Origin of the sequence: Prauserella sediminis (assembly GCF_014195435.1) — a bacterium.
GTDB classification, from domain to species: Bacteria; Actinomycetota; Actinomycetes; order Mycobacteriales; family Pseudonocardiaceae; genus Prauserella; species Prauserella salsuginis.
Genome location: NZ_JACIBS010000001.1, coordinates 366,087 through 390,470, shown reverse-complemented (window position 1 = coordinate 390,470; position 24,384 = coordinate 366,087). Strand labels below are relative to the sequence as shown.

23 protein-coding genes are annotated in these 24,384 nt (G+C 70.6%); 15 read left to right on the top strand and 8 right to left on the bottom strand.

The annotated features are described in order from the left end of the window. Positions 1-173 precede the first annotated feature (173 nt). Positions 174-803, top strand: coding sequence for a hypothetical protein (locus FB384_RS01785; RefSeq protein WP_183778538.1), 630 nt, complete (start codon positions 174-176; stop codon positions 801-803). A 129-nt stretch (positions 804-932) separates the two neighbouring features. Here FB384_RS01785 and FB384_RS27250 read toward each other — a convergent pair whose 3' ends face one another. The 3 genes from FB384_RS27250 to FB384_RS01770 form a co-directional block, all read right to left on the bottom strand. After that, positions 933-1,988 (bottom strand): SagB/ThcOx family dehydrogenase, encoded by a 1,056-nt coding sequence (locus FB384_RS27250; protein ID WP_221212608.1) that lies wholly within the window; start codon positions 1,986-1,988, stop codon positions 933-935. 287 nt (positions 1,989-2,275) lie between these two features. After that, complete coding sequence (locus FB384_RS01775; protein ID WP_183778537.1) at positions 2,276-2,986, bottom strand: hypothetical protein; 711 nt, start codon at positions 2,984-2,986, stop codon at positions 2,276-2,278. 164 nt (positions 2,987-3,150) lie between these two features. Beyond that, entirely contained in the window at positions 3,151-5,283 is a 2,133-nt protein-coding gene (locus FB384_RS01770) for a HelD family protein (RefSeq protein WP_183778536.1), read from the bottom strand. A gap of 238 nt (positions 5,284-5,521) precedes the next feature. Here FB384_RS01770 and rsmD point away from each other — a divergent pair, with 238 nt between their 5' ends. From rsmD to mutM, 7 genes are all read left to right on the top strand, one after another. Next, the gene (gene rsmD / locus FB384_RS01765) at positions 5,522-6,118 is read left to right on the top strand and encodes a 16S rRNA (guanine(966)-N(2))-methyltransferase RsmD (RefSeq protein WP_183778535.1); all 597 of its coding nucleotides are present in this window, start codon (positions 5,522-5,524) and stop codon (positions 6,116-6,118) included. A 159-nt stretch (positions 6,119-6,277) separates the two neighbouring features. Continuing rightward, on the top strand, positions 6,278-6,760 hold the full coding sequence (gene coaD / locus FB384_RS01760) for a pantetheine-phosphate adenylyltransferase (protein WP_183778534.1): 483 nt from the start codon (positions 6,278-6,280) through the stop codon (positions 6,758-6,760). 154 nt (positions 6,761-6,914) lie between these two features. Further along, positions 6,915-7,694, top strand: coding sequence for a DivIVA domain-containing protein (locus FB384_RS01755; RefSeq protein ID WP_323985092.1), 780 nt, complete (start codon positions 6,915-6,917; stop codon positions 7,692-7,694). 194 nt (positions 7,695-7,888) lie between these two features. Next, positions 7,889-8,524 (top strand): YceD family protein, encoded by a 636-nt coding sequence (locus FB384_RS01750; RefSeq protein ID WP_183778533.1) that lies wholly within the window; start codon positions 7,889-7,891, stop codon positions 8,522-8,524. A gap of 87 nt (positions 8,525-8,611) precedes the next feature. Continuing rightward, positions 8,612-8,794, top strand: coding sequence for a 50S ribosomal protein L32 (gene rpmF / locus FB384_RS01745; RefSeq protein WP_030531269.1), 183 nt, complete (start codon positions 8,612-8,614; stop codon positions 8,792-8,794). Positions 8,795-8,805: 11 nt separating this feature from the next. After that, on the top strand, positions 8,806-9,549 hold the full coding sequence (gene rnc / locus FB384_RS01740; protein ID WP_183778531.1) for a ribonuclease III: 744 nt from the start codon (positions 8,806-8,808) through the stop codon (positions 9,547-9,549). A gap of 18 nt (positions 9,550-9,567) precedes the next feature. Next, the gene (mutM, locus tag FB384_RS01735) at positions 9,568-10,440 is read left to right on the top strand and encodes a bifunctional DNA-formamidopyrimidine glycosylase/DNA-(apurinic or apyrimidinic site) lyase (RefSeq protein WP_183778529.1); all 873 of its coding nucleotides are present in this window, start codon (positions 9,568-9,570) and stop codon (positions 10,438-10,440) included. 33 nt (positions 10,441-10,473) lie between these two features. Here the strand turns inward: mutM and FB384_RS01730 are convergent, their stop codons facing one another. Further along, the gene (locus FB384_RS01730; RefSeq protein ID WP_183778527.1) at positions 10,474-11,046 is read right to left on the bottom strand and encodes a hypothetical protein; all 573 of its coding nucleotides are present in this window, start codon (positions 11,044-11,046) and stop codon (positions 10,474-10,476) included. Positions 11,047-11,233: 187 nt separating this feature from the next. Here FB384_RS01730 and FB384_RS01725 point away from each other — a divergent pair, with 187 nt between their 5' ends. After that, positions 11,234-11,521: an acylphosphatase gene (locus FB384_RS01725; RefSeq protein ID WP_183784795.1), complete on the top strand. Its 288-nt coding sequence runs from the start codon at positions 11,234-11,236 to the stop codon at positions 11,519-11,521. A gap of 400 nt (positions 11,522-11,921) precedes the next feature. Next, positions 11,922-15,557 (top strand): chromosome segregation protein SMC, encoded by a 3,636-nt coding sequence (gene smc, locus FB384_RS01720; protein ID WP_183778525.1) that lies wholly within the window; start codon positions 11,922-11,924, stop codon positions 15,555-15,557. A 43-nt stretch (positions 15,558-15,600) separates the two neighbouring features. Here the strand turns inward: smc and FB384_RS01715 are convergent, their stop codons facing one another. The 3 genes from FB384_RS01715 to FB384_RS01705 form a co-directional block, all read right to left on the bottom strand. After that, positions 15,601-16,242 (bottom strand): class I SAM-dependent methyltransferase, encoded by a 642-nt coding sequence (locus tag FB384_RS01715; protein ID WP_183778523.1) that lies wholly within the window; start codon positions 16,240-16,242, stop codon positions 15,601-15,603. A gap of 134 nt (positions 16,243-16,376) precedes the next feature. Beyond that, positions 16,377-17,891 (bottom strand): sodium:solute symporter, encoded by a 1,515-nt coding sequence (locus FB384_RS01710; protein WP_183778521.1) that lies wholly within the window; start codon positions 17,889-17,891, stop codon positions 16,377-16,379. 9 nt (positions 17,892-17,900) lie between these two features. Then, positions 17,901-19,133, bottom strand: a complete 1,233-nt coding sequence (locus FB384_RS01705) for an anhydro-N-acetylmuramic acid kinase (RefSeq protein WP_183778519.1) — start codon at positions 19,131-19,133, stop codon at positions 17,901-17,903. Positions 19,134-19,393: 260 nt separating this feature from the next. Here FB384_RS01705 and ftsY point away from each other — a divergent pair, with 260 nt between their 5' ends. From ftsY to FB384_RS01680, 5 genes are all read left to right on the top strand, one after another. Next, entirely contained in the window at positions 19,394-20,905 is a 1,512-nt protein-coding gene (gene ftsY, locus FB384_RS01700) for a signal recognition particle-docking protein FtsY (protein WP_323985091.1), read from the top strand. Positions 20,906-21,080: 175 nt separating this feature from the next. After that, the gene (locus tag FB384_RS01695; RefSeq protein WP_183778517.1) at positions 21,081-21,749 is read left to right on the top strand and encodes a DUF4333 domain-containing protein; all 669 of its coding nucleotides are present in this window, start codon (positions 21,081-21,083) and stop codon (positions 21,747-21,749) included. Between the two features lie 191 nt (positions 21,750-21,940). Then, entirely contained in the window at positions 21,941-22,237 is a 297-nt protein-coding gene (locus FB384_RS01690; protein WP_183778516.1) for a DUF4333 domain-containing protein, read from the top strand. Positions 22,238-22,387: 150 nt separating this feature from the next. Next, positions 22,388-22,738, top strand: a complete 351-nt coding sequence (locus FB384_RS01685) for a DUF4333 domain-containing protein (protein ID WP_183778514.1) — start codon at positions 22,388-22,390, stop codon at positions 22,736-22,738. A gap of 309 nt (positions 22,739-23,047) precedes the next feature. After that, positions 23,048-23,356, top strand: a complete 309-nt coding sequence (locus FB384_RS01680) for a DUF4333 domain-containing protein (RefSeq protein ID WP_183778512.1) — start codon at positions 23,048-23,050, stop codon at positions 23,354-23,356. A 177-nt stretch (positions 23,357-23,533) separates the two neighbouring features. Here FB384_RS01680 and FB384_RS01675 read toward each other — a convergent pair whose 3' ends face one another. Next, the gene (locus FB384_RS01675; RefSeq protein ID WP_183778510.1) at positions 23,534-24,283 is read right to left on the bottom strand and encodes an IclR family transcriptional regulator; all 750 of its coding nucleotides are present in this window, start codon (positions 24,281-24,283) and stop codon (positions 23,534-23,536) included. Between the last annotated feature and the right edge of the window lie 101 nt (positions 24,284-24,384).

Below are 24,384 nucleotides of genomic sequence, written 5' to 3'. Positions count from 1 at the left end.
GCTGAGTGGGCCGCGGTGCGAATGTCTTGTTTCGGCCGATCCGACCGACCTAGCGTCGCATGAGGCGATCCGGCGCGCCGGGTCATCGCCACGAGATCGGCCGGTCTTGCACGAGTTGTCGCACCAAGAGTCTGTTCCCCCAAGAGTCTTCGCCCAACGGAGGATGGAGTTCGATGCGTACACGTATGCCGGGCATCATGAGTGGTCTGGCCCTGTCGGCGGCGATCGCCCTCGCGGCGGCACCGGCCGCATCGGCGGCGCAGGACATCACCGTCACCAACCCGAACGAGGACGGAACGGTGGCCGCCACGGCCTCCGACGTCCGTTTCACCGACAGCGACACGGGCACCGAGGTGACCTGCTCGTCGTCGGCCGCCGACGGCACGATCGCCAGTGGAGACCACACCACGCCCGCGGCCATCGGCGACCTGTCGGTGAGCTTCGAGGACTGCAACGGCCCGCTCGGTAGCGTGTCGTTGACGCCGAACGGCCAGCCGTACCAGCTGCACATCGATGCCTTCGACAGCGGAACCGGCGTCTCGACCGGTTGGGTCGGCGAGGTCAACGTCAGCGTCTCGACCTCCACTTGCAGTTTCGAGGCCGTCGGCAACGCGCCCGGCCGGTACGACAACGGCACGGGCGAGCTCACCCTGACCCCGGACGTCGCGCTGCCGGACGGTGTCGCGCCGCTCGAGGCCAGGAACGTCGGCGGGTGCTTCGGAATGGTCAACGAGGGTGACGCACTGACCTTCGAGGCCGTCTACGAGGTCACCGACCCGGACACGCCGATCACCATCAGCTGACGCGGCCCCGGCGAATCGACAGCCCCGAGGGCACCCTGGTTGCTCCCGCCACCGCCGGCCGGACACGTTCCGCGCGGGCAGTGCCGACGGTTGCGACCGGGGTGCCCCGGGGCGTCGGTGCGTTCGGGGTCATTCCGGCGGGTGGCCGACCGGGACGAGCATCGTCGGGATCTCCGATTCGGGAACGCCGAGCAGCTGGGACAGGTTGGCGTCGTCGAAATCGGACACGGCACAGCAGGCCAGGCCGAGTGCCGTGGCGATGAGGTACACGTTCTGCACCGCGATACCGGAGTCGACGTGCATCGTCCGGTAGTGCCGCAACGGTTTGCGCTGGAACGCGACGTCCATCTGCGTCGTCAGCGCGATCGTGACCGGTGCCGCGGCGAACTCCGGCTGCCAGTACACCTGCTGGAGCGGCCGCACCGGATCCGCCGTGGTGAGGCGGGTGAGCTCGTGGGCGATGGCCTCGTAGCGGTACACGCCCGGTTCGAGGATATCGGTGCCACGGATCAGGACGTACGCCCGCAGCAGGTCCAGACCATCACCGCTCGGAGCCATGCCCATCGGGTGGTGCTCGGACCCGTAGGCGGGTTCGAACCGCTGCACGCCGAGGGCGAACCGCAGCAACCCGCTCAGCGCCGCGAGGTCCAGGCCACGGTGGGCGAACACGTCCCAGGACCGGCGCTTGACCAACGTCTTCACCAGGTCGGTGCGGGGCGGCTCGACGTCGGGAAGGGGGATCCGGCGCAGTGCGGGCAGCGTGTCCGGCGACGGTGGCGTCTGGCCGTTGAGCAGCCGGTGCACGGCGAGCGCGCGCTGGACGGTGTCGCGTACCGCGGGGTCGGTGGCGCCGTCGTCGGCGGGCTGCGGCGGGGCGGGTTCGGGTTCCGGCGGAGTCGCCGTGCTGTCCGGTGCACTGTCGGCCGGATACGGCGGGTCGTCTGGGTCGGGGAGGGCGTGGCGGCCGCTGGTGCTGGTGGGCCGGGCGGTGGAGTGACCGGGGTCGGCGGCGTGCTGCGCTGGGTACGGCTGCTGCGGCGGGTAGGGCTGCTGCGGCGGGTGCGGCTCCTGCGATGGGTACTGCTGCTGTGGTTCGGCACCGACACCGGGGAGCCACTCGTCGTAACCGGCCGCGTGGTGGCGGTCGTACTCCGAACCCCAATCGTGGCTCAGCGGCTCACCCATTGGTCCCTCCCCGTTACGCCTGGTCACGTCGAGCGCACGCCAAAACGCATCGTAACCGGTTCGGTCTAGTAATCGGGCCGTGTGAGCGAAGCCACGAGTTCACCGAAGCGCTTCCGGTCGGCGCGATCGCGGGCCATCGTGGTGATGATCACCTCGTCGCCCCGGTGCCGGCGGTCGGCCGGTCCGGTCGTGACCGCACGGTCGCCGGGCAGCAGACGAGCCGGAACGCCGACCGGTCGCGCCTCGCGACGAGGAGCGAGTCGCTCCGATCACGGCCGAGGTGGGGTTCAGCCGCCGGTCAGATACCCGTAGTGCTCGCCGAACGGACCGTCGAGGTGGACGGTGATCTCGTCCCCGCCGACGTCGGTGACCTGTTCGATCCGGTCGCCGCCGTCCCACCAGTACACCGCGGGCGTGACCCGGGTCCGCTCGTCCCGAGCGAAGGCGTCGGCGGCCATGCCCGCGAGCTGTTCCAGCGCGACGGCGAGGTCCGGACCTGCCGGCACGTGGTAGAGCAGCGCGGAGTTGACCGGGGTCGCCATCAGTGCACCGTGGCGGAACTCGTCCCGCCCGGTGCACTGCGACAGCACCTCCGGTAGGAGCAATGCGAGCGCGCCCGCGTGGTCGCCGGTCATCATCCACACGTCGTGACCGAGCTGTTCGGGACCGTCCACCGGCGCGGCCCGCAGGTTGCTCATCGCCGCATCGAACAGCTCCTCAGGGTCGTACCGCGCGACCGTGTCGCTGCCCAGGTAGCGATACATGTCCGGCAGGTCGTGCACGTAGAGCGTCAACGTGCCTTGCAGCATCGACGTCGCGTACTCCCAGCCGAGTTCGTGGAGGTCGACCGCCGCGGGAACCATGCGCGGGAAGATCGTGCCGTCGGGCGGCGTCGTACCGCTGGGCGGTGCCGTGCCGGCAGGGGCGCCGGGGCCGAGGATCCGCGCGAGCCGTTCGTCGTCGGTCTCGTCCTGTCCGCCGAACAGGGGCGTGCTCATGGTGCTCCCCGGAAGGTCGCGTGTCGTGAGGCGGGCAGCCTAGCGCCCTCGGCAGCGCGGCGCGGGCGAAACGGGCGAATCGGCGCCCCTCGACACGACGCCTCGTTTCCCAGCGAATCGGCGCCCCCGTGTCCCAGAATCTCGGCGCCCCGGTGTCTCGGTTCTCAGCGCCAGTCGTCGTCCGAGGCGAGGATCGTCAGCTGCTGCGTCGCACGGGTGAGCGCCACGTACAGCACCCGCCTGCCGGTGAGCGACTCGGTGATCAGTTCGGTCGGTTCCACCAGCGCGACGGCGTCGTACTCCAGACCCTTCGAATCGAGACTGCCGACGACCTTGAGCCGATCCTCCGACTGCCCGGCCAGCCAGCGCTCCACCTCGGGCACGCGGTCCATCGCACAGATGACGCCGACCGTCCCGTCGACCGCGTCCAGCAGCTCCTTCACCGCCGCGTGCACAGCCGTCTCGCGGCAGGCCGCGTCGGTGGTGCGGACCTCCGGTTCCAGACCGGTCGTGCGTACCGCGTTCGGCAGGTCCTCGTCGTCGGCGGCGCGGCCTGCGACCACGCGGGCCGCCAGGTCGAAGATCTCCGCCGAGTTCCGGTAGTTCGTGCGCAGCGTGTACCGGCGGTGCTTCGTCTTCGCCCCGAACGCCTGCGTGCGGGCCTGCTCGGCCTCGACGGGATCCGGCCACGAGCTCTGCACCGGGTCGCCCACGATCGTCCAGCTCGCGTGGCCCCCGCGCCTGCCGAGCATGCGCCACTGCATCGGCGACAGGTCCTGCGACTCGTCGACCACGATGTGCGAGTACTCGTCGTAGTGCGCGGGGCGCGACGTGCGCAGCCGGGCCGGATCGTCCGAATCGCGCGTCTGCTCGGCGTCCAGCTCGATGTCCTGCGCGCGCTTCCTGCGCTTCGGCGGCGGTCCGATCAGCACGCGGACCTCGTCCAGCAGCGCCACGTCCGCGACCGTCCAGTCGTCGCCGTCGCCGCGCAGCGATTCGGCCAGCAGCCCGACCTCGTCGGACGTGAGCACGTTCTTCGCCGCGCGCGCCAGGCGGTCGTCGTCGCCCAGCCACCGCAGCACCTGGGCCGGATACAGCACCGGCCACCACGTCACCAGGAACCGGTGGAAGTCGATGCGCTCGCCGAGATCCTGGATCACGTCGGCGCGGTCGAGCTGCGGACCACCGGAGGCCGCGTTCTGCTCGGCCTTGTCAGCCAGCAGTCCCAGCAGCGTCTCCGCGGCCCGCACCCGGGACCGGTTCGGCGGTCCACCCGCCGAATGCACCTTCTTGCGCGCCTTGTCCAGTTCCTTGGTGCCGAGCTTGAGGACCTCGCCCTTGTAGACGATCCGCAGTTCCGTCGGAGCGTCCGGGGGAGTGTCACGCACCGCCTTCAGCAGCACCTTCCGCATCCGCAGCGATCCCTTGACCGCGGCCAGCGGGGCGGGGTCGTGCCGGGTGGCCTCCATCCCGTCCAGGACCTCGCCCAGCGCGCGCAGCTCGACGTTCGTCTCACCCATCGACGGCAGCACCCGCGAGATGTAGGACGTGAACACCCCGGAAGGGCCGACCACGAGCACGCCCGCACCGCCCAGTTGCCTGCGGTAGCGGTACAGCAGATACGCCGCACGGTGCAGCGCCACGGCCGTCTTCCCGGTGCCGGGCCCGCCGGTGATCTCCGTGACGCCGCGCCACGGCGCACGGATCACCTCGTCCTGTTCCTTCTGGATGGTGGCGACGATGTCGCGCATCTTCTCGCCCCGGGCCCGGCCGAGGGCGGCCATGAGCGCGCCCTCACCGACCACCGGCATGTCGTCGGGCACCGACTCGGGCATCAGCACGTCGTCGTCGACGTCGAGCACCTGCTGCCCGGAGCACCGGATCACCCGGCGCCGCACGACGTCCATTGGAGCCTCGGCCGTGGCCTGGTAGAACGCGGCAGCCGCCGGCGCGCGCCAGTCGGTGACGAGGTTCTCGAAGTCGGAGTCGCGGATGCCGAGCCTGCCCACGTACACGGGTTCGGCGGCGGCGTGGTCCAGCCTGCCGAACACCAGGCCCTCGTACTCGGCGTCCAGCGACTGCAGCGTCTGGTTCGCGTGGAACACCATCATGTCCCGCTCGAACAGCATCGACGCCTGCTCGAACACGGCCTCCCGCTGCGCACCGTGGCCGATCTCGTAGCCCTTCGCACGCATGTCCTCGGCCTGGCTCCGGAGTTCGCCGAGCCGGCGGTACACCCGGTCCACGTGGGACTGTTCGATCGCGATCTCGGCCCGTCTGACCCGAGGTTCCGACACTGACGCGCTCCTGCCGCAAAGTCGCCGGGAAGGGGAAGAACGACAATACGCGAGTCGGCAGCCCGCCAGCACAAGGTCCGGCCAAGAGTCACACTCGCCACCATCGACCGTCGGACCCCCGATCCTCCCGGCGCTCCGGATCCGGTCCGCACCGGTAGCGCGTGCGGCCCCTAGGGCCCGCCTGTCTCCCACCACCGCCCAACCCGACAAGCTTCGCGTGACTGCCTAGGATTTGGGTGTGACCAGGATCGTGGCCGGACAAGCGGGTGGACGGACCCTGCGCGTGCCGCCGCGTACGACGCGGCCGACGTCGGAGCGGGTGCGGGAAGCCCTGTTCAACTCTCTCGAGAACGCGGGCGACCTCGACGGGACGCGCGTGCTCGACCTCTACGCCGGATCCGGCGCGCTCGGGCTCGAGGCGCTCTCCCGCGGCGCCGCCGACGTCCTGTTCGTCGAATCGGACCGCCGTGCCGCCGAGGTGCTGCGCGCCAACGTGGCCGCCGTCGGGCTCGGTGGGCACGTCCGGCAGGCCCCGGTCGAGGCGGTCGTGGCCGAGGGCAGCCGGGAACCGTTCGACGTCGTGCTGGTCGACCCGCCGTACGCGCTCACCGGCGACGCGCTCGCCGGGGTGCTGTCCGGGCTGGTCCGCGGCGGCTGGTTGACCGACCGCGGGCTCGTCGTCGTGGAGCGTCCGGCGGCTGGTGGCGACCCCGACTGGCCCGCGGGTCTGGCACCGCTGCGGACGAAACGCTACGGCGGCACCGCGCTGTACCGGGCCGAGGTCGACACCGATGCCGACGTCGCGACGGCGGGGACCGCGGTGGCCGGCGACTGACCTGCCGCGGCGGCCGGGGTCCGCGGGGCGAAGCCGACATCCCGGACAGGTGGAGATCGGCCACATCCGTGCCCGGTGCGGATGGGCGGTTGCTAACGTCCGCCCGTCCTTCGATCACACGAGCAGCGGTGCTCGGCATCGCGGTTAGGGTTCTGTGCCATGCGGCGAGCGGTATGTCCCGGTTCTTACGATCCGGCGACCAACGGGCATCTGGACGTGATCGAACGGGCCGCGAACCTGTTCGACGAGGTCGTGGTCGCGGTGCTGATCAACAAGAGCAAGCGGGGCATGTTCACGATCGCCGAGCGCATGGAGCTGCTCGAAGAGGCGACGGCGAAGCTCCCGAACGTGCGGGTCGACTCGTGGCACGGCCTGCTCACCGACTACTGCAAGGAGCAGGGCATCCAGTCGATCGTCAAGGGGCTGCGCTCGGTCAGCGACTTCGACTACGAACTGCAGATGGCGCAGATGAACCGGGAGATCTCCGGCGTGGAGACCCTGCTCATGTCGAACAACCCGGCGTACAGCTTCCTGTCCAGTTCGCTGGTCAAGGAGGTCGCGACCTACGGCGGCGACGTGACCGACATGGTGCCGCCCGTCGTACACGAACGTCTCCTGGCGCGGATCGCCGAACTCGACTGACCATCCGCGCCCCGGCCGGGGCGCGCGCCACCTTCTGGGCGTTCCGGCCGGGCACGCGGAGACTTGACACGCCCGGCCGCGCCCGGTCACCGAAAACCCGCGCCAGGACCGGCACACTGGTACGCGGCCACGTTCAAGTTCCAGGGGAGTTGCCGTGTACCGGGTGTTCGAGGCGCTCGACGAGCTCGTCACGATCGTCGAAGAGGCGCGGGGTGTGCCGATGACCTCGAGCTGTGTGGTGCCCCGCGGGGACGCGCTCGAGCTGCTCGACGACATCCGTGAGGCGTTGCCCACCGAGGTGGACGACGCGCAGGACGTGCTCGACAAGCGCGACGAGATCGTGCAGACGGCGCGCACCGAGGCCGACACGGCGATCTCGAACGCCAACGAGCAGGCCGAGCGCACCGTGTCCGAAGCCAACGCCGAGGCCGAACGGCTCGTCTCCGAGGCCAGGGCAAGGGCCGAGCAGCTCGTCACCGACGCGCAGGCGGAGGCGGAACGCACCGTGTCCGCCGGTCAGGCCGAGTATCACGACCTGACCGAGCGCGCGCGCACCGAGTCCGAGCGCATGGTCCAGGCCGGCAGGGACGCCTACGACCGCTCCGTCGAGGAGGGCCGTGCCGAACAGGCCCGGCTCGTCGCCCAGACGGAGGTCGTGCAGGCGGCCCACGGTGAGGCGTCCCGCATCGTCGACGAGGCGCACGCCGAGGCCGACAAGCAGCGCGGCGACTGCGACGCCTACGTCGACGGCAAGCTCGCCGAGTTCTCCGAGTTGCTGTCGACGACGCTGCGCACCGTCGACTCCGGCCGTAACCACCTCCGCGGCAGCGGTAGTTACAACGGCTCCGGCGGTTCCGGTTACAACGGCTCGGGCTCCGGCTCGTACACCTCCGGCGCGGGTGGCCGCGGCTTCTACGACTTCCAATCCCACTGAGCGTTCGTGATCACCGGCATCGGTGCCCGTGCGAGCGTGTCGGGTGCCGCCGCCGGCCCGTCCGGGCCCGTCGGGTTCTGCCCGGCCGCCGGGGACGGGTCCGCGCTGCTCGCGTACGCTGGATTGACGGCTCACGCCGGCCGGTGTGATCGCCGGCGCCGGTCGTTCCAACCTCCCTCGAACCGAGAAATCCGATGTCTGACGAACGTTCCCCGTATCCGAGCTCCGAACGTGCCGACCGCAACCCGTGGCTGGTCGACACGCACGAGCTGGGCCGCCGCCCCGGCGCCAGCCGGCCGCTGCAACGGGACATCCCCGTCACCGAGCCGCTGGGTGTGCCCGATGTGGTCACCGTGCCGTCCGGTGCGGCCATCGCCGTCGACCTGCTCATGGAGTCGGTCGTCGAAGGTGTGCTCGTCACCGGCTCGGCGAGCGCGTCGACCACCGGCCAGTGTTCGCGGTGTCTCGACCCGATCACCGGTGACGTGGCGATCGACGTCACGGAGCTGTTCGCCTATCCGGAGTCGACGACCGACGAGACGACCGAGGAAGACGAGGTCAGCCGGGTCGTCGACGATCGCATCGACCTGGAACCGGTGGTCAGGGACGCGCTCGTGCTCGCGCTGCCGTTGGTGCCACTGTGCAGCGACGACTGCGCCGGATTGTGCGCCGGATGCGGCGTGAAGTGGGCCGATCTCGAGCCCGGACACGGGCATGAGACGATAGATCCTCGGTGGGCCGCGCTCGTCGAGCGACTGCAGGACACGGAGGACGTCTCGGACGTCCCGAGTGACCGGGCAGAAGAAGGATCCGACGGCTCGGACCGGTGACACCGCACGTCGGTGCCGCATCCCACCCCGGAGTTCGAGCAAGCAGCTCGCGCGATCGCGGGCAGATTTTGATGAGGAGAATCAGCCGTGGCTGTCCCCAAGCGGAAGATGTCGCGCTCCAACACCCGCGCCCGCCGTTCGCAGTGGAAGGCGACGCCGGTGCAGCTCGTGGAGTGCTCCAACCGCGCCTGCAAGGCCAAGAAGCCGCAGCACGTCGCCTGCCCTGAGTGCGGTCAGTACGCCGGCCGGCAGGTCGTCGAGCCGGCCTGAGGTTTCGCGAGATGGGGGGTAAGGCACCGGCAGGCCCGGCTACGGATCCCGCACCGCTGCTCGAAGCGCTCGGTGTCGGCTTCGACAGCGAACTGCTGACGCTCGCGCTGACGCACCGCTCGTACGCGTACGAGAACGGTGGGCTGCTGCCGAACGAGCGGCTCGAGTTCCTCGGCGATGCGGTGTTGGGCCTGGTGGTGACCGATCACCTGTATCGCAAGCATCCCGATCTGCCGGAAGGGCAGTTGGCGAAACTGCGAGCGAGCGTCGTCAACATGCACGCGCTCGCGGGCGTCGCGCGTGAGCTCGGCGACGGTGGTCTCGGCACGTACCTGCTCCTCGGCAAAGGGGAGGAGCTGACGGGCGGCCGTGACAAGGCGAGCATCCTGGCCGACGGGCTCGAAGCCGTTATCGGCGCGACCTACATCGCGCACGGCATCGAGACCGCGCGTGAGCTCGTCCACCGGCTGTTCGGCCAGTTGCTCGAAGAGGCGCCGCTGCGCGGAGCCGGCCTGGACTGGAAGACCAGCCTGCAGGAGCTGACCGCGTCGGCGGGCCTCGGCGTGCCCGAGTACAAGGTCGAGGACACCGGGCCCGACCACCGCAAGGAGTTCACGGCCACGGTGTATGTGAGTGGCCGCGACCTCGGCAGCGGCAGCGGCACGACGAAGAAGGAAGGCGAGCAGAAGGCCGCCGAGACGGCGTGGCGTGCGCTGTCCGAGGAGCTCGACCTCGGCAACGAGTCGTCCTCCTGATCCCGTCCGGAGTCGCACGTGCCTGAGCTTCCCGAGGTAGAGGTCGTGCGTGCCGGTCTCGAACGGCACGTGGCGGGCCGGGTTATCGCCTCGGTCGACGTGCTGCATCCGCGGGCGATCCGCAGACACGTGCCGGGTGCCGACGACTTCGCGGGCAGGCTCACCGGCGTGAAGATCACCGCCGCGCGCAGGCGCGGCAAGTATCTGTGGCTGGATCTCGCCGACGGCGAGGCCATGCTCGCCCATCTGGGCATGAGCGGCCAGATGCTCGTTCAGCCGGCGTCGGCACCGGACGAGAAGCACCTGCGCGTGCGCATCCACTTCGCCGACGACGGCCCCGAGCTGCGGTTCGTCGACCAGCGCACCTTCGGCGGACTCGCACTCGACGACCTCATCGACGCCGACGGCACCCTCGTGCCCGCGAGCGTCGCCCACATCGGTCGCGACCCGATGGACCCGCGGTTCGACCTGGCCGCCGCGGTCGCGGGCCTGCGGCGCAGGCGCACCGAGATCAAACGGGCGCTGCTCGACCAGACGCTCGTCTCCGGTATCGGCAACATCTACGCCGACGAGGCGCTGTGGCGGGCGCGCCTGCACGGCGCGCGCCCCACCGAACGGCTCACCCGAGCGCAGGGCGAACTGGTGCTGACCGCCGCCAGCGAGGTCATGGCCGACGCGCTCGCCGCGGGTGGCACCTCGTTCGACGCGCTGTACGTCAACGTCAACGGCCGGTCCGGCTACTTCGAACGCTCGCTGGCCGTCTACGGCAGGGCGGGCCAGCCGTGCCGTCGCTGCGGCGCCGACATCCGCCGCGAAGCGTTCACCAACCGGTCCTCGTACTTCTGCCCGCGCTGTCAGCGCAGGCCCCGCCGGAGTCCCGCGGCCCGCTGAGCGTGTGCCGAGGCGGTGTCGACGGCCCGACGGTTACCGGCTGGACGTGCTCGAGCCGGTCGGTTCGGAACTCGGTCCGTCCGGAGTGGTGGTAGTCGTCGGCTCCGGTTCGGAGGACGTCGTTGTCGTCGTCGTGGTGGTCGACGAGGTGGTGCTCGACGTCGTCGGGTCCGGGTTGCCCGTCGGCTCCGGACCGGGGTCGTCCGGCTGGTCGTCGCGGGACGACGAGGACCGCTGCGGGTCGTCGGTCGTGGTGACGACGGTGGTCGTCGGTGTGCCGTCGGGCCCGATGCTGACCATGGTGCTCGTGGTCGACGTGGGCTCCGTCGAGGCGGGCACCGGCTTGCCGTCGACCATCACGGTCGTCGCGCCGGGCTCGGAACTGCCGGGGTCGGCCGTGGTGCTGTCGTTGCCCGCGTTGTCCACCTGGGAGCTGTCGTCGCCGTCTGCGGTGGCCTGGTCCCCGCCACCGGTCGTGACCTGGGCGAGCGCTCCGAAGGCGGTGGCCAGCACGAGGCCGCTCGCCGCCAGTGCGAGGTAGCCGGTGCGCTGCCAGCGTCCGGACGACTCGCGTGGGGGTGCGGTCTCGTCGTGCGAGGGGGCCATGCGGTTTCCTCCGACTCAGACAACCCGGATGGACGACGGCGGCACGCTATCACTGTCGGGTAAAGCCTGGGTGCGCGCAGGTGGGTAGGCCGGGTGGGCGGAGACTGCGCCGACGGAGCGCCATCATGGACGCGTGGGTGAAGGAGACGACACCGTGGGTACGGGCGAGACCGTGGATACGAACGACATCTCGCGGCCGGACGACTCGGCACGGGTGACCGCGTGGGTGCACGGAGCGGTGCAGGGCGTGGGGTTCCGGTGGTGGACCCGCAGCCGTGCGCTGGAGCTGGAACTGGTGGGAAGTGCGACCAACCTGCCGGACGGCAGGGTGCAGGTGGTCGCCGAAGGCTCGCGCGAGCGGTGCGAACGGCTGCTGGAGGCGTTGCGCGGCGGACAGCCGCCGGGCCGGGTGGATCATGTGGCGGAGCTGTGGGCCGAGCCGAAGGGCGGTCTGTCGGGGTTCGTCGAACGCTGACTCCCCGGACGCCGACCCCCTGAGTGCTGTTCTGGAGCGCTGATCTCGAGCACCGGGGGCACCGGGGCGCTTGGACACCGGCGCACTTGGACGCCGGGCGCTTGGACACCGGGGCACTTGGGCGCTGAGATCGAGCACTGATGCCGGACACTGACGTCGGACACGCACATCGGGTGCTGCCGCCCGCGCGGCCCACGGTGTGACGCCTGTGGTCACGGGGCGAACTGTGCCGGGTGGGGCGGGTGAGGCGAAAGCGGCTGGTCGGCGGGCCTCGGCGGTCGCGATGCGGGTGCGGCCGAGGTGGGCCGCGCCGGGGCGTCGTCCGACGGCGCGCGAGGGCACCCGGGTAGCATTCACCGATCGGAGATCGCCCCGGATGTGAGCGAAAGGTCGACGCCGCGTGTACCTCAAGAGCTTGACGCTCAAAGGCTTCAAGTCGTTCGCGTCGGCGACCACGCTGCGGTTCGAACCAGGTATCACGTGCGTGGTCGGCCCGAACGGCTCGGGCAAGTCCAACGTCCTCGACGCGCTGCGCTGGGTCATGGGTACTCAGGGCGCCAAGGACCTGCGCGGCGGCAAGATGGAGGACGTCATCTTCGCCGGCACGTCGGGTCGCGCGCCGCTCGGCCGCGCCGAGGTCACCCTGACGATCGACAACGCCGACGGTGCGCTGCCGATCGAGTACTCCGAGGTGTCGATCACCCGGCGGATGTTCCGGGACGGCGCCAGCGAGTACGAGATCAACGGCAGCGGGTGTCGGCTGCTCGACATCCAGGAACTGCTGTCGGACTCCGGTATCGGCCGCGAGATGCACGTCATCGTCGGACAGGGCCAGCTGTCGGAGATCCTGCAGGCCAAGCCCGAGGAGCGCCGAGCGTTCATCGAGGAGGCCGCGGGTGTGCTCAAGCATCGCAAGCGCAAGGAAAAGGCCGTGCGCAAACTCAATGCGATGCAGGGCAACCTGGACCGGCTCAACGACCTGACGACGGAACTGCGCAGGCAGCTCAAACCGCTCGGCAAGCAGGCGGAGATCGCGCGCAAGGCGCAGACCGTCCAGTCGGAGCTGCGCGACGCGAAGCTGCGCCTCCACGCCGACGATCTGGTGACCCAGCGGGAGGCGATCGCCAAGGAGGAGGCCGACGAGAACGCCGCGCGTGCCCGCCGGGCCGAGGTGGAGCAGGCGCTGGAGGTCGTCAGTTCCGAGCAGGCGGACCTGGAGCGCTCGCTCGCCGAGGACGCGCCGATGCTGCAGGCGGCGCAGGACACCTGGTACAAGCTGTCGTCGCTGGCCGAGCGGCTGCGCGGCACGGTGCGACTGGCCGTGGAGCGGCAGCGGCACCTGTCGGAGGAGATCGACACCGGCGGCACCGGCCGGGACCCGGAGGAACTACTCGCCGAGGCCGAGGAAGCCGCCGAGCGCGAGGAAGAACTCAACGAGGCCGTCACCGAGGCCCGCGCCGCGTTGTCCGACGCGACCGAACGTCGCGAGCATCTGGAACGGGTGGTGCAGGAGGCCGAGCGCGCCCACATGGCCGCGGTGCGCGCCATCGCCGACCGGCGGGAGGGCATCGCGAAGCTGTCCGGCCAGGTGGAGGCGCTGCGCAGCAAGAACAACGCCACGGCCGACGAGGTCGAGCGGCTCACCAGCGCGATCGAGGAGGCCGAAGCCCGTGCGGAGGCCGCCGCCGAGGAGCTGGAGGCCGCCCGTGCCGAGGGCGGGGTCGAGGACTCCGACGACGCCGGCCTGCAGGAACGCCACGAGCGCGCTGTGGCGGCTGCCGAGGCCGCCAAGCAGCGGGTCGACGAACTGGTCAAGGCCGAGCGCAGCGCCGAGCGGGACATCGCGTCCGAGAAGGCCAGGGTCGATGCGCTCTCGATGGGCCTGAGCCGCAAGGACGGCGCGGGTGCACTGCTCGGCGCGACGGACGAGCTGCCGGGCCTGCTGGGGTCGGTCGCGGCGCTGCTGACCGTCGAAACCGGGTTCGAAGTCGCCTTGGCGGCGGCACTGGGACCGGTCGCCGACGCCGTGGCCGTGTCCGCGGGTGAGGAAGCCCTGTCGGCGCTGCGGTACCTCAAGGACAACGAATCCGGCCGTGCTGGTCTGTTGCTCGGCGGTGCCCGCGGCTCGGTGGACACGTCGGCGTGGCCCGCGCTGCCCAGCGGTGCGCGGTGGGCCCGCGAGGTCGTGACGGCGCCGGACGCGCTGCGGCCCGCCGTCGAGCGCGCACTGGACCGCGTCGCGGTGGTCGAGACCCTGGACGACGCGCGTGAGCTGGTGCTCGCCGAGTCCGGGATCACGGCCGTCACCCGGGACGGCGACGTGCTGGGTGACCACTGGGCCGTGGGCGGATCGGCCAAGGACGAGAGCGTCATCGAGGTGCAGGCCGCCGTCGACGAGGCGCAGGACCGGCTGGCCGCCGCCGAGCGCGCCCTGGAACGGGCGTCCTCCGAACTGGAGGGCGCGCGCGCCGAGCAGGAGGATCGCCAGGCCGAGGTCACCGCGGCGAAGGACGCGCTGGGCGAGGCGAAGGTCCGCAAGGCCCGATCCACCGAGCGGCTCAGCAGCCTGGAACAGACCGCGCGGTCGGCCGAGTCCGAGGTGGAACGGCTGCGGAATCAGCGCGCGAAGGTGGAGCAGAGCCGCGAGGAGATGCTGACGCAGCTCGCCGAGCTCGAGGATCGCCTGGCCGCGGTGTCGGAACAGCCCGTGGAGGAGGACCCCGACACCTCGGAACGCGACGAGGCAGCCGAATCGCTCACCGAGGTGCGGCAGGAAGAGGTCGACGCGCGGTTGGCGCTGCGAACCGCCGAGGAACGCGCCCGGAGCATCGCGGGCAAGTCGGACGCGCTGGTGCGGGAGGCCGAGGCCGAGCGGCAGGCGCGGGAACGTGCCGAGCAGGCGCGCATCGCCCGCGAGCGCGGCGCGGCGATCGCCGAGGCGGTCGCCAGCGGCGGTGAGGTGGCGCTCGACCGTATCGAGACGTCGTTGCAGCGCGCCGCCGCCGAACGGGACGCCGTGAAGGCCCGCCGGGAAGAGCGTGAGACGGCGCTGACGCAGGTGCGCGGCAAGGTCAAGGAGCTGACCGGGGAGTTGGAGAAGCTCACCGACGCGGTGCACCGGGACGAGGTCGCGCGCGCCGAACAGCGGCTCCGACTGGAACAGCTCGAAGTGAAGATCACCGAGGAGTTCGGCATCGGGCTGGACGACCTGGTCGCCGAGTACGGGCCGCACGTCGACGTGCCGCCCGGCGCGGGCGAGTTGGCCGAGTACGAAGCCGCCAAGGAACGCGGCGAGACGGTCGCCGAGCCGCAGCCGATCCCGTACGACAGGCCCACGCAGGAGCGCCGTGCCAAGCGCGCGGAGAAGGATCTCGCACAGCTCGGCAAAGTCAACCCGCTCGCCCTCGAGGAGTTCGCCGCGCTGGAGGAACGCTACAAGTTCCTGTCGACCCAGCTCGAAGACCTCAAGGACACCCGCAAGGATCTGCTGCAGGTGATCCAGGAGGTCGACGACAAGATCCTCGAGGTGTTCAGGAGCGCCTACGAGGACGTCGCGCGGGAGTTCGAGACCGTGTTCTCGGTGCTGTTCCCCGGCGGCGAGGGCCGCATGGTGCTCACCGAGCCCGAGGACATGCTGGCCACAGGGGTCGACGTCGAGGCCCGCCCGCCGGGCAAGAAGGTCAAGCGGCTCTCGCTCCTGTCCGGTGGCGAGAAGTCGCTGGTCGCGGTCGGGATGCTGGTGGCGATCTTCCGTGCCCGCCCGTCGCCGTTCTACGTGATGGACGAGGTCGAGGCCGCACTGGACGACACGAACATGCGCAGGCTGATCGGCCTGCTGGAGCAGCTGCGCGACAGCTCCCAGCTCATCGTCATCACGCACCAGAAGCCCACGATGGAGATCGCCGACGCGCTGTACGGCGTCAGCATGCAGGGCGACGGCATCACGAAGGTCATCTCGCAGCGCATGCGCACCGACACGGGTGAGCCGGAACCGGATTCGTCGGACCGCGACCAGGCCGAGCCCATCGAGGCCTGAACCGCAACGGCCTGTGGGGACCGCGGGCGGGCGTCGCAGGCCGTCAGCGCCGGCGACGGGCGAAGACGACAGCGCCAGGCACGTCCTCGTCCGGCCGCAGGATCAGCTCGGCGTCGATCGTGAACCCCGCGTCGCGGAGCAGACCCGCGACCGCGTCGGGCCTGCGGTCGTGGCTGTCGACGTTGACCGATCGGCCCGTGTAGCCCTCGGATGTGTGCCGGATGCCGTCGCCGACGTGGAAGCCGACCAGGACGGGGCCCCCGGGGCGCACCACGCGGTGGAACTCGTCGAACACGCCGGGCAGGGCGTGGTCGGGCACGTGGATCACGGACCAGAACGCGAGCACCCCCGCGACGGCACCGCCGGCGAGGTCGAGGTCGGTCATGGTGCCGACGTCGAAGCGCAGGTGGGGGTAGGTGCGCCGGGCGAGGGCGACCATCTCGGGGGAGAGGTCGATGCCGAACGCGTCCACTCCCGCCTCGTGGAGGTGATCGGTGACGTGGCCCGGTCCGCAACCGACGTCGGCGACCGGGCCGCCTCCGCACTCGTGCACCGCTTCGACGAACACCGCCAGGCTCGCCCGCAGGTGCGGCATCTCGTCGAGCAGCCCGCGCACCTTGTCGGCGTATCCGGACGCGTCGGTGTCGTACGAGGAGCGGGTGTCGGACAGCCAGGCGTCGGCCATGAGGTGAACGGTAGTCGCTGCGCGGGCGGGCGGCCGGGCGCCGAACCGGTGGCGGCCGTCCGGGTGCGGGCGCGCGAAGGCCGGCGGGCGATCCGATCGCCCGCCGGCCTTCGCCGTCGTGGTACCCGCCGGTGCTAGACGGGTTCCTCCTCCTGCGTCTCCATCTCGGCCGCGCGGGGGTCGGGGCCGCTGTGCCGCAGCGACAGCAGGCCGCCGATGACCAGCGTGACGACCACGCCGAGCGGCACGTACCAGGGGAAGGCCAGGCCGACCTCCTCACCGTCCACGGTGAACGTGACACCCAGGACGAACACGGCGGCCACGACGACGGTGCACGCGAACGCGATGATCGCGTCGGTCTGCCGTGCCTTCTTGACGATCATGCCGAGGAAGAACGCGCCGAGCAGCGCACCGTAGGTGTAGCTGGCGATGCTCAGTCCGAGTTCGACGACCGGGGTGTCGGTGCTGGTGAACATCGAGGCGAACACGACGAACACGACCGCCCAGATGATCGTCCAGATCCGCGCCTGCTTGAGCATCACCGCGTCGGACATCTTCTTCTTCGTGAACCGCTCGTAGAGGTCGGCGATCGTCGACGTCGACAGCGAGTTCAGCGACGAGGAGATCGTCGACATGGCGGCGGAGAGGATGCCGGCGATGAGGATCCCGGACAGCCCGACGGGCAGTTCCTCGAGGATGAACCTGGGGAACAGGTCGTCCGGGTTGGCCAGGCCCAGCGCGTCGATGCTCTGCCCGCCGTAGAACGAGAACAGCATCGCACCGACCAGCAGGAACACCGCGAACTGGAAGAACACCACGACACCACTGGCGATCACGGCCTTCTGGCTGTCACGCACGTTCTTGCACGCCAGCAGGCGCTGCACCATCAGCTGGTCGGCACCGTGCGAGGCCATCGCGAACAGCGCACCGCCGACGACCGCGGTGATGAACGCGTACTGGTCGGTGATGATGTCGGAGCCGAACTCGAAGAGCTGGAACTTGCCCGCGTCGGCGAGCTCGCCGAACCAGCCGCTGGGCAGCTGGCCCGCCAGCACGAAGATCGCGGCGATGGCGCCGAGCACGTAGATGGCCATCTGGACGACGTCGACCCAGATGACGGCGCGGATGCCGCCGAAGTAGGTGTAGATGACCGCCACGAGCGCGATCGCGGCGATCACGACCCAGTACGACACGTCGAGGCCGATCCCGTCGAGCACGAGTTTGACCGGGATGGCCGTGGCGAACAGGCGAACGCCGTCCGCGAGCAGACGGGTGACCAGGAACGTCACCGAGGCGGTGCCCTGCAGTCCGCCACCGAAGCGCTTGCCGAGGAAGCCGTACGCGCTGACGAAGCCGCCTGCGTAGTACTTGGGTAGCAGCACGAATGCGACGACGACGCGGCCGATGAGGTAGCCGATCGCCAGCTGTAGATACGTGATGTTGCCGAGGTAGGCAACGGTCGGCACGCTCAGCACGGTCAGCGTCGAGGTCTCCGTGGCGACGACCGAGAAGGTGACCGCCCACCAGGGCACCTTCCGGCTGCCGACGAAGTAGTCGTTCGACGATCGCTGCTTCCCGCTGAGCAGGATGCCCAGGATGGGCGTTCCCACCAGGAAGATCGCGATGATCGCGAGGTCCAGTGCGCGCATTGGTCTCTCCTACCGTGTCTCGCGCGAGTTGGCCACCCTCAGCCGCGAAATCGGCGACGTCGGTGGGGTCGGAAGGGCGAGCCGTCGCTCACCAGGGGTGATGCTGCCGAGGACGCGTGGCCCGCGGGCGCCGGTGGCGCTGGGAACATTGCCCGCGGCGCCGTGCCACGACAGCCAGCCGAGCACGGCCGTCAGGTAGGCCTCCTTCGCGTCGGCGGGCAGCCCCAGCTCGTCGCTCCTGTGGACGACGAGACGGCGGCCCAACGCGCGCATCAGGGTCGGGTTGTGCACCCCGCCGCCCGAGGCGTACACGGTCGTGGCGCCGTGGCGGGCGCAGGCGTCGGCGATGGTGACGGCCGTGAGCTCGGTCAGCGTCGCCAGCAGGTCGGTGTCGCCGACCTGGGGCAGGCCGCCGAGTGCCGCGGCGAGGTATGTGCTGTGGAAATGCTCCTTGCCCGTCGACTTCGGCGGCGGGGCCGCGTAGTAAGGATCCGCGAGCAGCCGCTCGAGCAGGTCGGTGCGGACCGTGCCGGCCGCGGCGAGCGCACCGTCGACGTCACTGCGGGCGGCGCCGCCGGTGACCTGGGCGGCCGCGAGGTCGAGCAGCGCGTTGCCGGGGCCGGTGTCGTAGGCGAGCACGTCGCCGACCGCGCCGGAGCCGTCGTCGGAGTTGTTGCCGGAGCCGCCGGGCGGCACGACGGTGATGTTGCTGATGCCGCCGATGTTCAGTGCGACCGTCGGGGATCCCTCCCGGTCGGCGACCGTGCGCAGCAGCAGCGCGTCGAGCGTGCTCGCGAGCGGCGCGCCGTGACCACCGGCGGCGACGTCGCGCACTCGCAGGTCGGAGACGACGGGACGGCCGGTGCGCTCGGCGATCCAGGCGGGTTGGCCGAGCTGCAGCGTGCCGAGTGCCCGGCCCTCGTCGATCCAGTGGAAGACCGTCTGGCCGAGCGAGGCGACCACGTCGACGGGGCCGGCATGTGCCTCGGCGTGGCTGACGGCGTCGGCGAACGCCTGGCCGACGTGGGTGTCGAGTTTGGCGAGTTCTTCGGCGCTGCACGGTGCGGGCGGCAGCGCGGCGAGCAGTCGTGCCCGCAGCTCGTCGGGGTAGGGCAGCTCCCACTGGCCACACGGCGTGAGGACGAGCTCGCCGTCCGACTCGGCCAGTTCGGCGATGGCGACGTCGATGCCGTCCACGGAGGTGCCGGACAGTAATCCGGCGATACGGAGCGAAGGGGACACGGGAGTGGTCTAGTCCAATCAGCTGGTCTGTGCAACACGTTCGGTGGGTACCTGGCCTAGATCTATGCGAGACCGTTAACTTCCCACGCCGCGAGCCCTGACGCACCGTCCGACGCCCGGAGCGTTGCGCCGAGCGTCGAGCCGGGCGTCCGGGTTCGGCGCTACCGCGCTCCGGACGGACCCGGGCCGGTGGAGACGGCCGGCCGGGGCGCGGGGCGAGCCGTGTCAACCGGATCGGAGGCCAGTGGGAGGATGGCGGCGTGTCGAGCACAGCCGTGATCTGGATCGTTGTCGTTGTGGCCGCCCTGCTGGCGGTCGCCCTCGTCGTGGGGCTGACCCTGTCCCGCAGGCGCAAGATCAGCCTGGAGCAGGACCAGGAGAAGCAGGTCCCGAAGGGCGGCGGGTACCAGGCAGGGGGCGGCATCTCGCTCGCACCCGGCGGGGAGAGCGCCACCACCCGGCCGTCGGACGCGCCCTCCCATCCGGTCGAGGAACGCACCGAGGTCGACGGCCAGCCCGGGGTCGGCGACGACGCATCCGTGCCGCGTGATGCACCGCGTCGCGACATCGTCGACGTCGGACTGCCGGACACCGACCAGGAACCGGCGTCCACCGGCACCGCGGAGCCGGCCCCGGACACCGTGCGCGCCGACGACACAGCGACGGCCGCTCCAGGCACGACCACCCCGGACACGCCTGCCCCGGACACGGCGCCCGCGGAGCCGGCCGAAGCTCCGAAGACGGGCGAGCCCACGCCGGCCGCCCCGGAGCCGGCCGCCCCGGAAGCCGAGGCACCGAAGACCGCAGCGCCGGAGCCGGAGACCGAGGTCGAGGAGCCCGAGCCCGCCTCGGGTCGTATCGAACGGCTGCGGGGACGGCTGTCGAAGTCGCGGTCGGCACTGGGGCAGGGGCTGCTCGGTCTGCTGGGCGCGGGCGACCTCGACGAGGACTCGTGGGAAGAGATCGAGGACACGCTGCTCGTCGCCGACCTGGGCGCGTCGACCACGACCGAGATCGTCGAGAGGCTGCGCGAGGAACTGTCGGCCCGCGGCGTGCGGACCTCCGACGACGCGCGGGCGGCGCTGCGCGACGTGCTCATCGAGACGCTGTCGCCGGAGGCCGACCGTTCGGTGCGGGCGCTGCCGCACGAGGTGGACGGTGCGAAGCAGCCCGCCGTCGTCCTGGTCGCGGGTGTGAACGGCACTGGCAAGACCACCACGACCGGCAAGCTCGCGCGCGTGCTCGTGGCGCAGGGCAGGCAGGTGCTGCTGGGGGCCGCCGACACGTTCCGTGCGGCCGCCGCCGACCAGCTGGAGACCTGGTCGCAGCGGGTCGGCGCCGAGGTGGTGCGCGGTAAGGAAGGTGCCGACCCGGCCTCGGTCGCGTTCGACTCCGTCAAGCGTGGCGTCGACGCGGGTGTCGACGCTGTCCTGGTCGACACCGCGGGCAGGCTGCACACGAAGACCGGCCTGATGGACGAGCTCGGCAAGGTCAAGCGCGTCGTCGAGAAGCAGGCGAAGGTCGACGAGGTGCTGCTCGTGCTCGATGCGACGACGGGGCAGAACGGTCTGGCGCAGGCGCGGGTGTTCTCCGAGGTCGTCGACGTCACCGGCGTGGTGCTGACCAAGCTCGACGGCACGGCCAAGGGGGGCATCGTGTTCCAGGTGCAGCGCGAGCTCGGCGTGCCCGTCAAGCTCGTCGGTCTCGGTGAAGGGCCGGACGACCTGGCACCGTTCGAACCCTCGGCGTTCGTCGACGCCCTGCTGGGCTGAGCACGACCGACGTCACGGCCGCGCCCGGAACCGGCGCTGTGTGACGGAAGCCTGATATGTCGTGGTTCGGCCCGCTGTGCGGGTCGTGGTCTTCGCCCGGCCGAACCGGGCGGCGCCCGGAGAATCCTGCCCGACCCGGTTGCGGGTGGGCGTCACCTGTCGAGGAGTGCCTGTCATGTCCCGTCTGGCCCGTGTCGTCTTCGTGCCGGTCGCCTGCGCGGCGCTGGCGTTGACAGGGTGCTCGTTCGAGTTCTCCGTCGGGTCGACGGTCGGCAAGGACGAGCTCGAGAAACAGGTCATGGGCGCCCTGTCCGAACAGGACCGGCGTCCGAAGGACGTGACCTGCCCCGACGACCTCGAACCGGAGGTCGGTGCGACGACGACGTGCACCTCGACCGGGCAGGACGGTGTCCAACGCGATGCGAAGGTGACGGTCACCGAGGTCGGCGAGGACGACCGGGTTCAGTTCGACGTCGTACTCTCGGGCGGCTCCGGTGACGGCGACGGGCAGGCCGGCGGCGACCGGTCCGCGGCACCCGACGCCACGCCGGCAGGCGACGACGGCCGGGCGTCCGACGCGCCCGCCGGCGACGAGATCGACCGGGCCGTGCTGGCGCGGGAGGCTGCCCGGTCGCTCAGCCGCGAGGCCGGGCAGCACCTCGGTGAGGTCGGATGCCCGGAACACGTCGAAGCGACGGTGGGCGCCAGCACGCGCTGCGTGCTCACCAATCCGGCGGGGACCCGGTTCGGGGTCACGGTCGAGGTGACCGAGGTCGACGCGGAAACGCAGAACGCGAACTTCCACGTCCAGGTCGACGCGCAGCCGCTGAGTGGCGGTCGCTGACCGGGCGGAGCACGTCAGCCGGCCGAACTGAGGCGGGCGCGGCGATGCGGCGGATACGCCGCTGGTAGCTGCTGCTCGTATGTGACCTGTAACACCGATATGCCGGGGAACGAAAAGCGCACATGTGCGGTCTGACCGAAACATGAGGTTTCGGCATCCGGCCGGAGCCGCCGCGCCCTCAGGAGATCGTCATGCCCCGCGTGTCGCGCGCTCCGGCCCTGTCGGTTGCCGGCGTTTCCGTTCTCGGGCGGACGGCGTGTTCGGCGCACGTCGAGACGGACGAGCTGGAGAAACAGGTGGCGACGACACTCGTCCAGCGGGGCGACGTGGAGGTCGACAGCGTGCACTGTCTTGAGGAGCTCGACGCAGAACCGGATGCCACGACAGCGTGCAGCGTGACCGTCAAGGGTGGACGGAAGCTCACGGCGAACGTCACGGTGACCGACACCGGAGGTGACCTCGTCCAGTTCATGATCGATACCGAGTAGTGCGCCTCGCCGTAGCCGTCCGCCCACTCCGCGCCAGGCCCCGCGGATGCGCGCACACGCGCGGGCACGGATTCGGACCCGATTGCGGTGCGGCACAGTCCTCAGGACGCCCTCGTTTCTGCCCTCTCGTTTCTGCACTGAAGGAGACCCATGTCCACGACCGCTCGTTTCGTTGCTGCAGCTGCCGCCTGTCTGACGTTGGGGCTGGCCGCGTGCTCCGCCGAAGTGTCGGTCTCCACGGGCCCGCAGATCGAACAGGGTGAGCTCGAGAAACAGCTGCTGGCGTCGGTGACGGCGGAGGTCGGACAGCGACCGAAGGATCTCACGTGCCCGGGTGACGTCGATGCCGAGAAGGGCGCGAGGACCGAATGCACCCTGGTTGCCCCGGACGGAACCGCCGCGCCGGTGTCGGTGACCGTGACGCGTGTCGACGCCGACTCCGGTGATTTCGGGGTCGACTGGGAGGTCGGTCAGCCGGAATCGGCCACCGCCGACTCTTGATTCGGGCGCAGGCCGCTCGCGGTCCGAAGTAGACGGCGGCCTCGGCCCGCCGGTGCGACGGCCCGGCCTCGCGACGACAACCCGCTCCGGCCGGACGTGTATTCGTCATGTCGGATTGCGGCGCGGTGTGGATTGCGGCGCTGTGTGGATTGCGGCGCGGTGTGGATTGCGGCGCCGCGGGGGATGAGATGCCGTGTGGTATGGGACACCACGTAGCAACGGAACGCGCCGGGCGACTGTGAAGTCGGAGTGAAGTATGAGGCTGCGGCTGTCCGGCCGGAGCTCCCTTCACGTCTTCAGGAGATCGTCATGCCCCGCGTGTCCCGTGTTCTTGCACTGTCCGTCCTCGGCGTCGCCGTGTTCGGACTGGCCGGGTGCTCGATGTACGTCGAGAAGGACGACCTCGAGGAGCAGGTGTCGTCGTCGATCTCGCAGCAGGGCATGCCGGTGGACAGCGTCGACTGCCCCGACGATCTGGACGGCGAGGTGGACGCCACGACGACGTGCACGGTGACCGTGCAGGGCGGTACCGAGGTCAAGACCGATATCACCGTGACCAGTGTCGACGGTGACGAGGTTCGCTTCGACATCACGCCGCAGCAGACCGCGGGGGAGTGAGGGCGCCGGCCGCTCATCACTGACGACGGCGGGCGCCGGGACATCCGGCGCCCGCCGTCGTCGTATGCACGCCCGGCGCCGGTCGCGGTGTGGGCCGGCAGTGGTGTCGGCCGGGTGGTGTGGGCCGGGCGTGGTGTGGACCTGAGCGTGGCCCGCCGGTGCCGCGCCGCCGCGGCGTCACCCCGGTAGTTGTTTCGCCAGGGCCTCGGCGGTGCGCTGGACAGTCGGGGCGATGCGCACGACGGCGTCCTTGGTCAGCCTGCCCTCCGGTCCGGACACCGAGACCGCGGTCGGGGTCGGCGTGCCGGGAACCGGTACCGCTATGCACCGCACGCCCAATTCCTGTTCGCTCTCGTCGAGCGCGTACCCCTGTCGGGCGATCTCGGCGAGGTGTGCCAGGAACGCCTCGACGTCGGTGTGCGTGTGCTCGGTGTAGGCGGGCATGCCGGTCCGGTCGAGGAGGGCACGGACCTCGTCGGTCGGCAACTGCGCCAGGATCGCCTTGCCGACGCCCGTGCCGTGGGGCAGCAGTCGCCTGCCCACCTCGGTGAACATTCTCATGGAGTGTTTCGAGGGCGCCTGGGACACGTAGACGACCTCGTCGCGTTCCAGGACGGCCAGGTTGGCCGTCTCGCCGATCTCGTCCACCAGTTCGGCCAGCAGTGGCCGTGCCCAGGTGCCGAACTGCAGGCTCGCCTGTTCGCCCAGTCGGATCAATCGTGCCCCGAGGGCGTAACGCCGGTTCGCGTTCTGCCGTACGTAGCCGCAGGCTACGAGGGTGCGGATCAACCGATGGATCGTCGGCATGGGCAGCCCCGACGACGTCGCCAGCTCGGACAGACTCGCTTCGCCCCCGGCGTCCGCGAGCCGTTCCAGCAGCTCGAACGCCCGCTCGAGGGACTGCACTCCACCGCTCGTGGCCACCATGACTCCTTTCACCCTCGCTGCAGGGTTGCTCACATTGAGCTTCCGTAATGTAGAAACTATAGTCCGACATATAGAAGATCGATGCTCAACGACGTTCCCTG

Bases quoted from the DNA above. Each gene is read 5' to 3' on its own strand.
- FB384_RS01675 (WP_183778510.1), bottom strand. From the start codon at position 24,283: ATGGTGGCCACGAGCGGTGGAGTGCAGTCCCTCGAGCGGGCGTTCGAG.
- FB384_RS01785 (WP_183778538.1), top strand. From the start codon at position 174: ATGCGTACACGTATGCCGGGCATCATGAGTGGTCTGGCCCTGTCGGCG.
- FB384_RS01690 (WP_183778516.1), top strand. From the start codon at position 21,941: ATGCCCCGCGTGTCGCGCGCTCCGGCCCTGTCGGTTGCCGGCGTTTCC.
- FB384_RS01695 (WP_183778517.1), top strand. From the start codon at position 21,081: ATGTCCCGTCTGGCCCGTGTCGTCTTCGTGCCGGTCGCCTGCGCGGCG.
- FB384_RS01710 (WP_183778521.1), bottom strand. From the start codon at position 17,891: ATGCGCGCACTGGACCTCGCGATCATCGCGATCTTCCTGGTGGGAACG.
- FB384_RS01685 (WP_183778514.1), top strand. From the start codon at position 22,388: ATGTCCACGACCGCTCGTTTCGTTGCTGCAGCTGCCGCCTGTCTGACG.
- rnc (WP_183778531.1), top strand. From the start codon at position 8,806: ATGGGGGGTAAGGCACCGGCAGGCCCGGCTACGGATCCCGCACCGCTG.
- FB384_RS01775 (WP_183778537.1), bottom strand. From the start codon at position 2,986: ATGAGCACGCCCCTGTTCGGCGGACAGGACGAGACCGACGACGAACGG.
- FB384_RS01715 (WP_183778523.1), bottom strand. From the start codon at position 16,242: ATGGCCGACGCCTGGCTGTCCGACACCCGCTCCTCGTACGACACCGAC.
- FB384_RS27250 (WP_221212608.1), bottom strand. From the start codon at position 1,988: ATGGGTGAGCCGCTGAGCCACGATTGGGGTTCGGAGTACGACCGCCAC.
- FB384_RS01680 (WP_183778512.1), top strand. From the start codon at position 23,048: ATGCCCCGCGTGTCCCGTGTTCTTGCACTGTCCGTCCTCGGCGTCGCC.
- FB384_RS01750 (WP_183778533.1), top strand. From the start codon at position 7,889: ATGTCTGACGAACGTTCCCCGTATCCGAGCTCCGAACGTGCCGACCGC.
- FB384_RS01730 (WP_183778527.1), bottom strand. From the start codon at position 11,046: ATGGCCCCCTCGCACGACGAGACCGCACCCCCACGCGAGTCGTCCGGA.
- coaD (WP_183778534.1), top strand. From the start codon at position 6,278: ATGCGGCGAGCGGTATGTCCCGGTTCTTACGATCCGGCGACCAACGGG.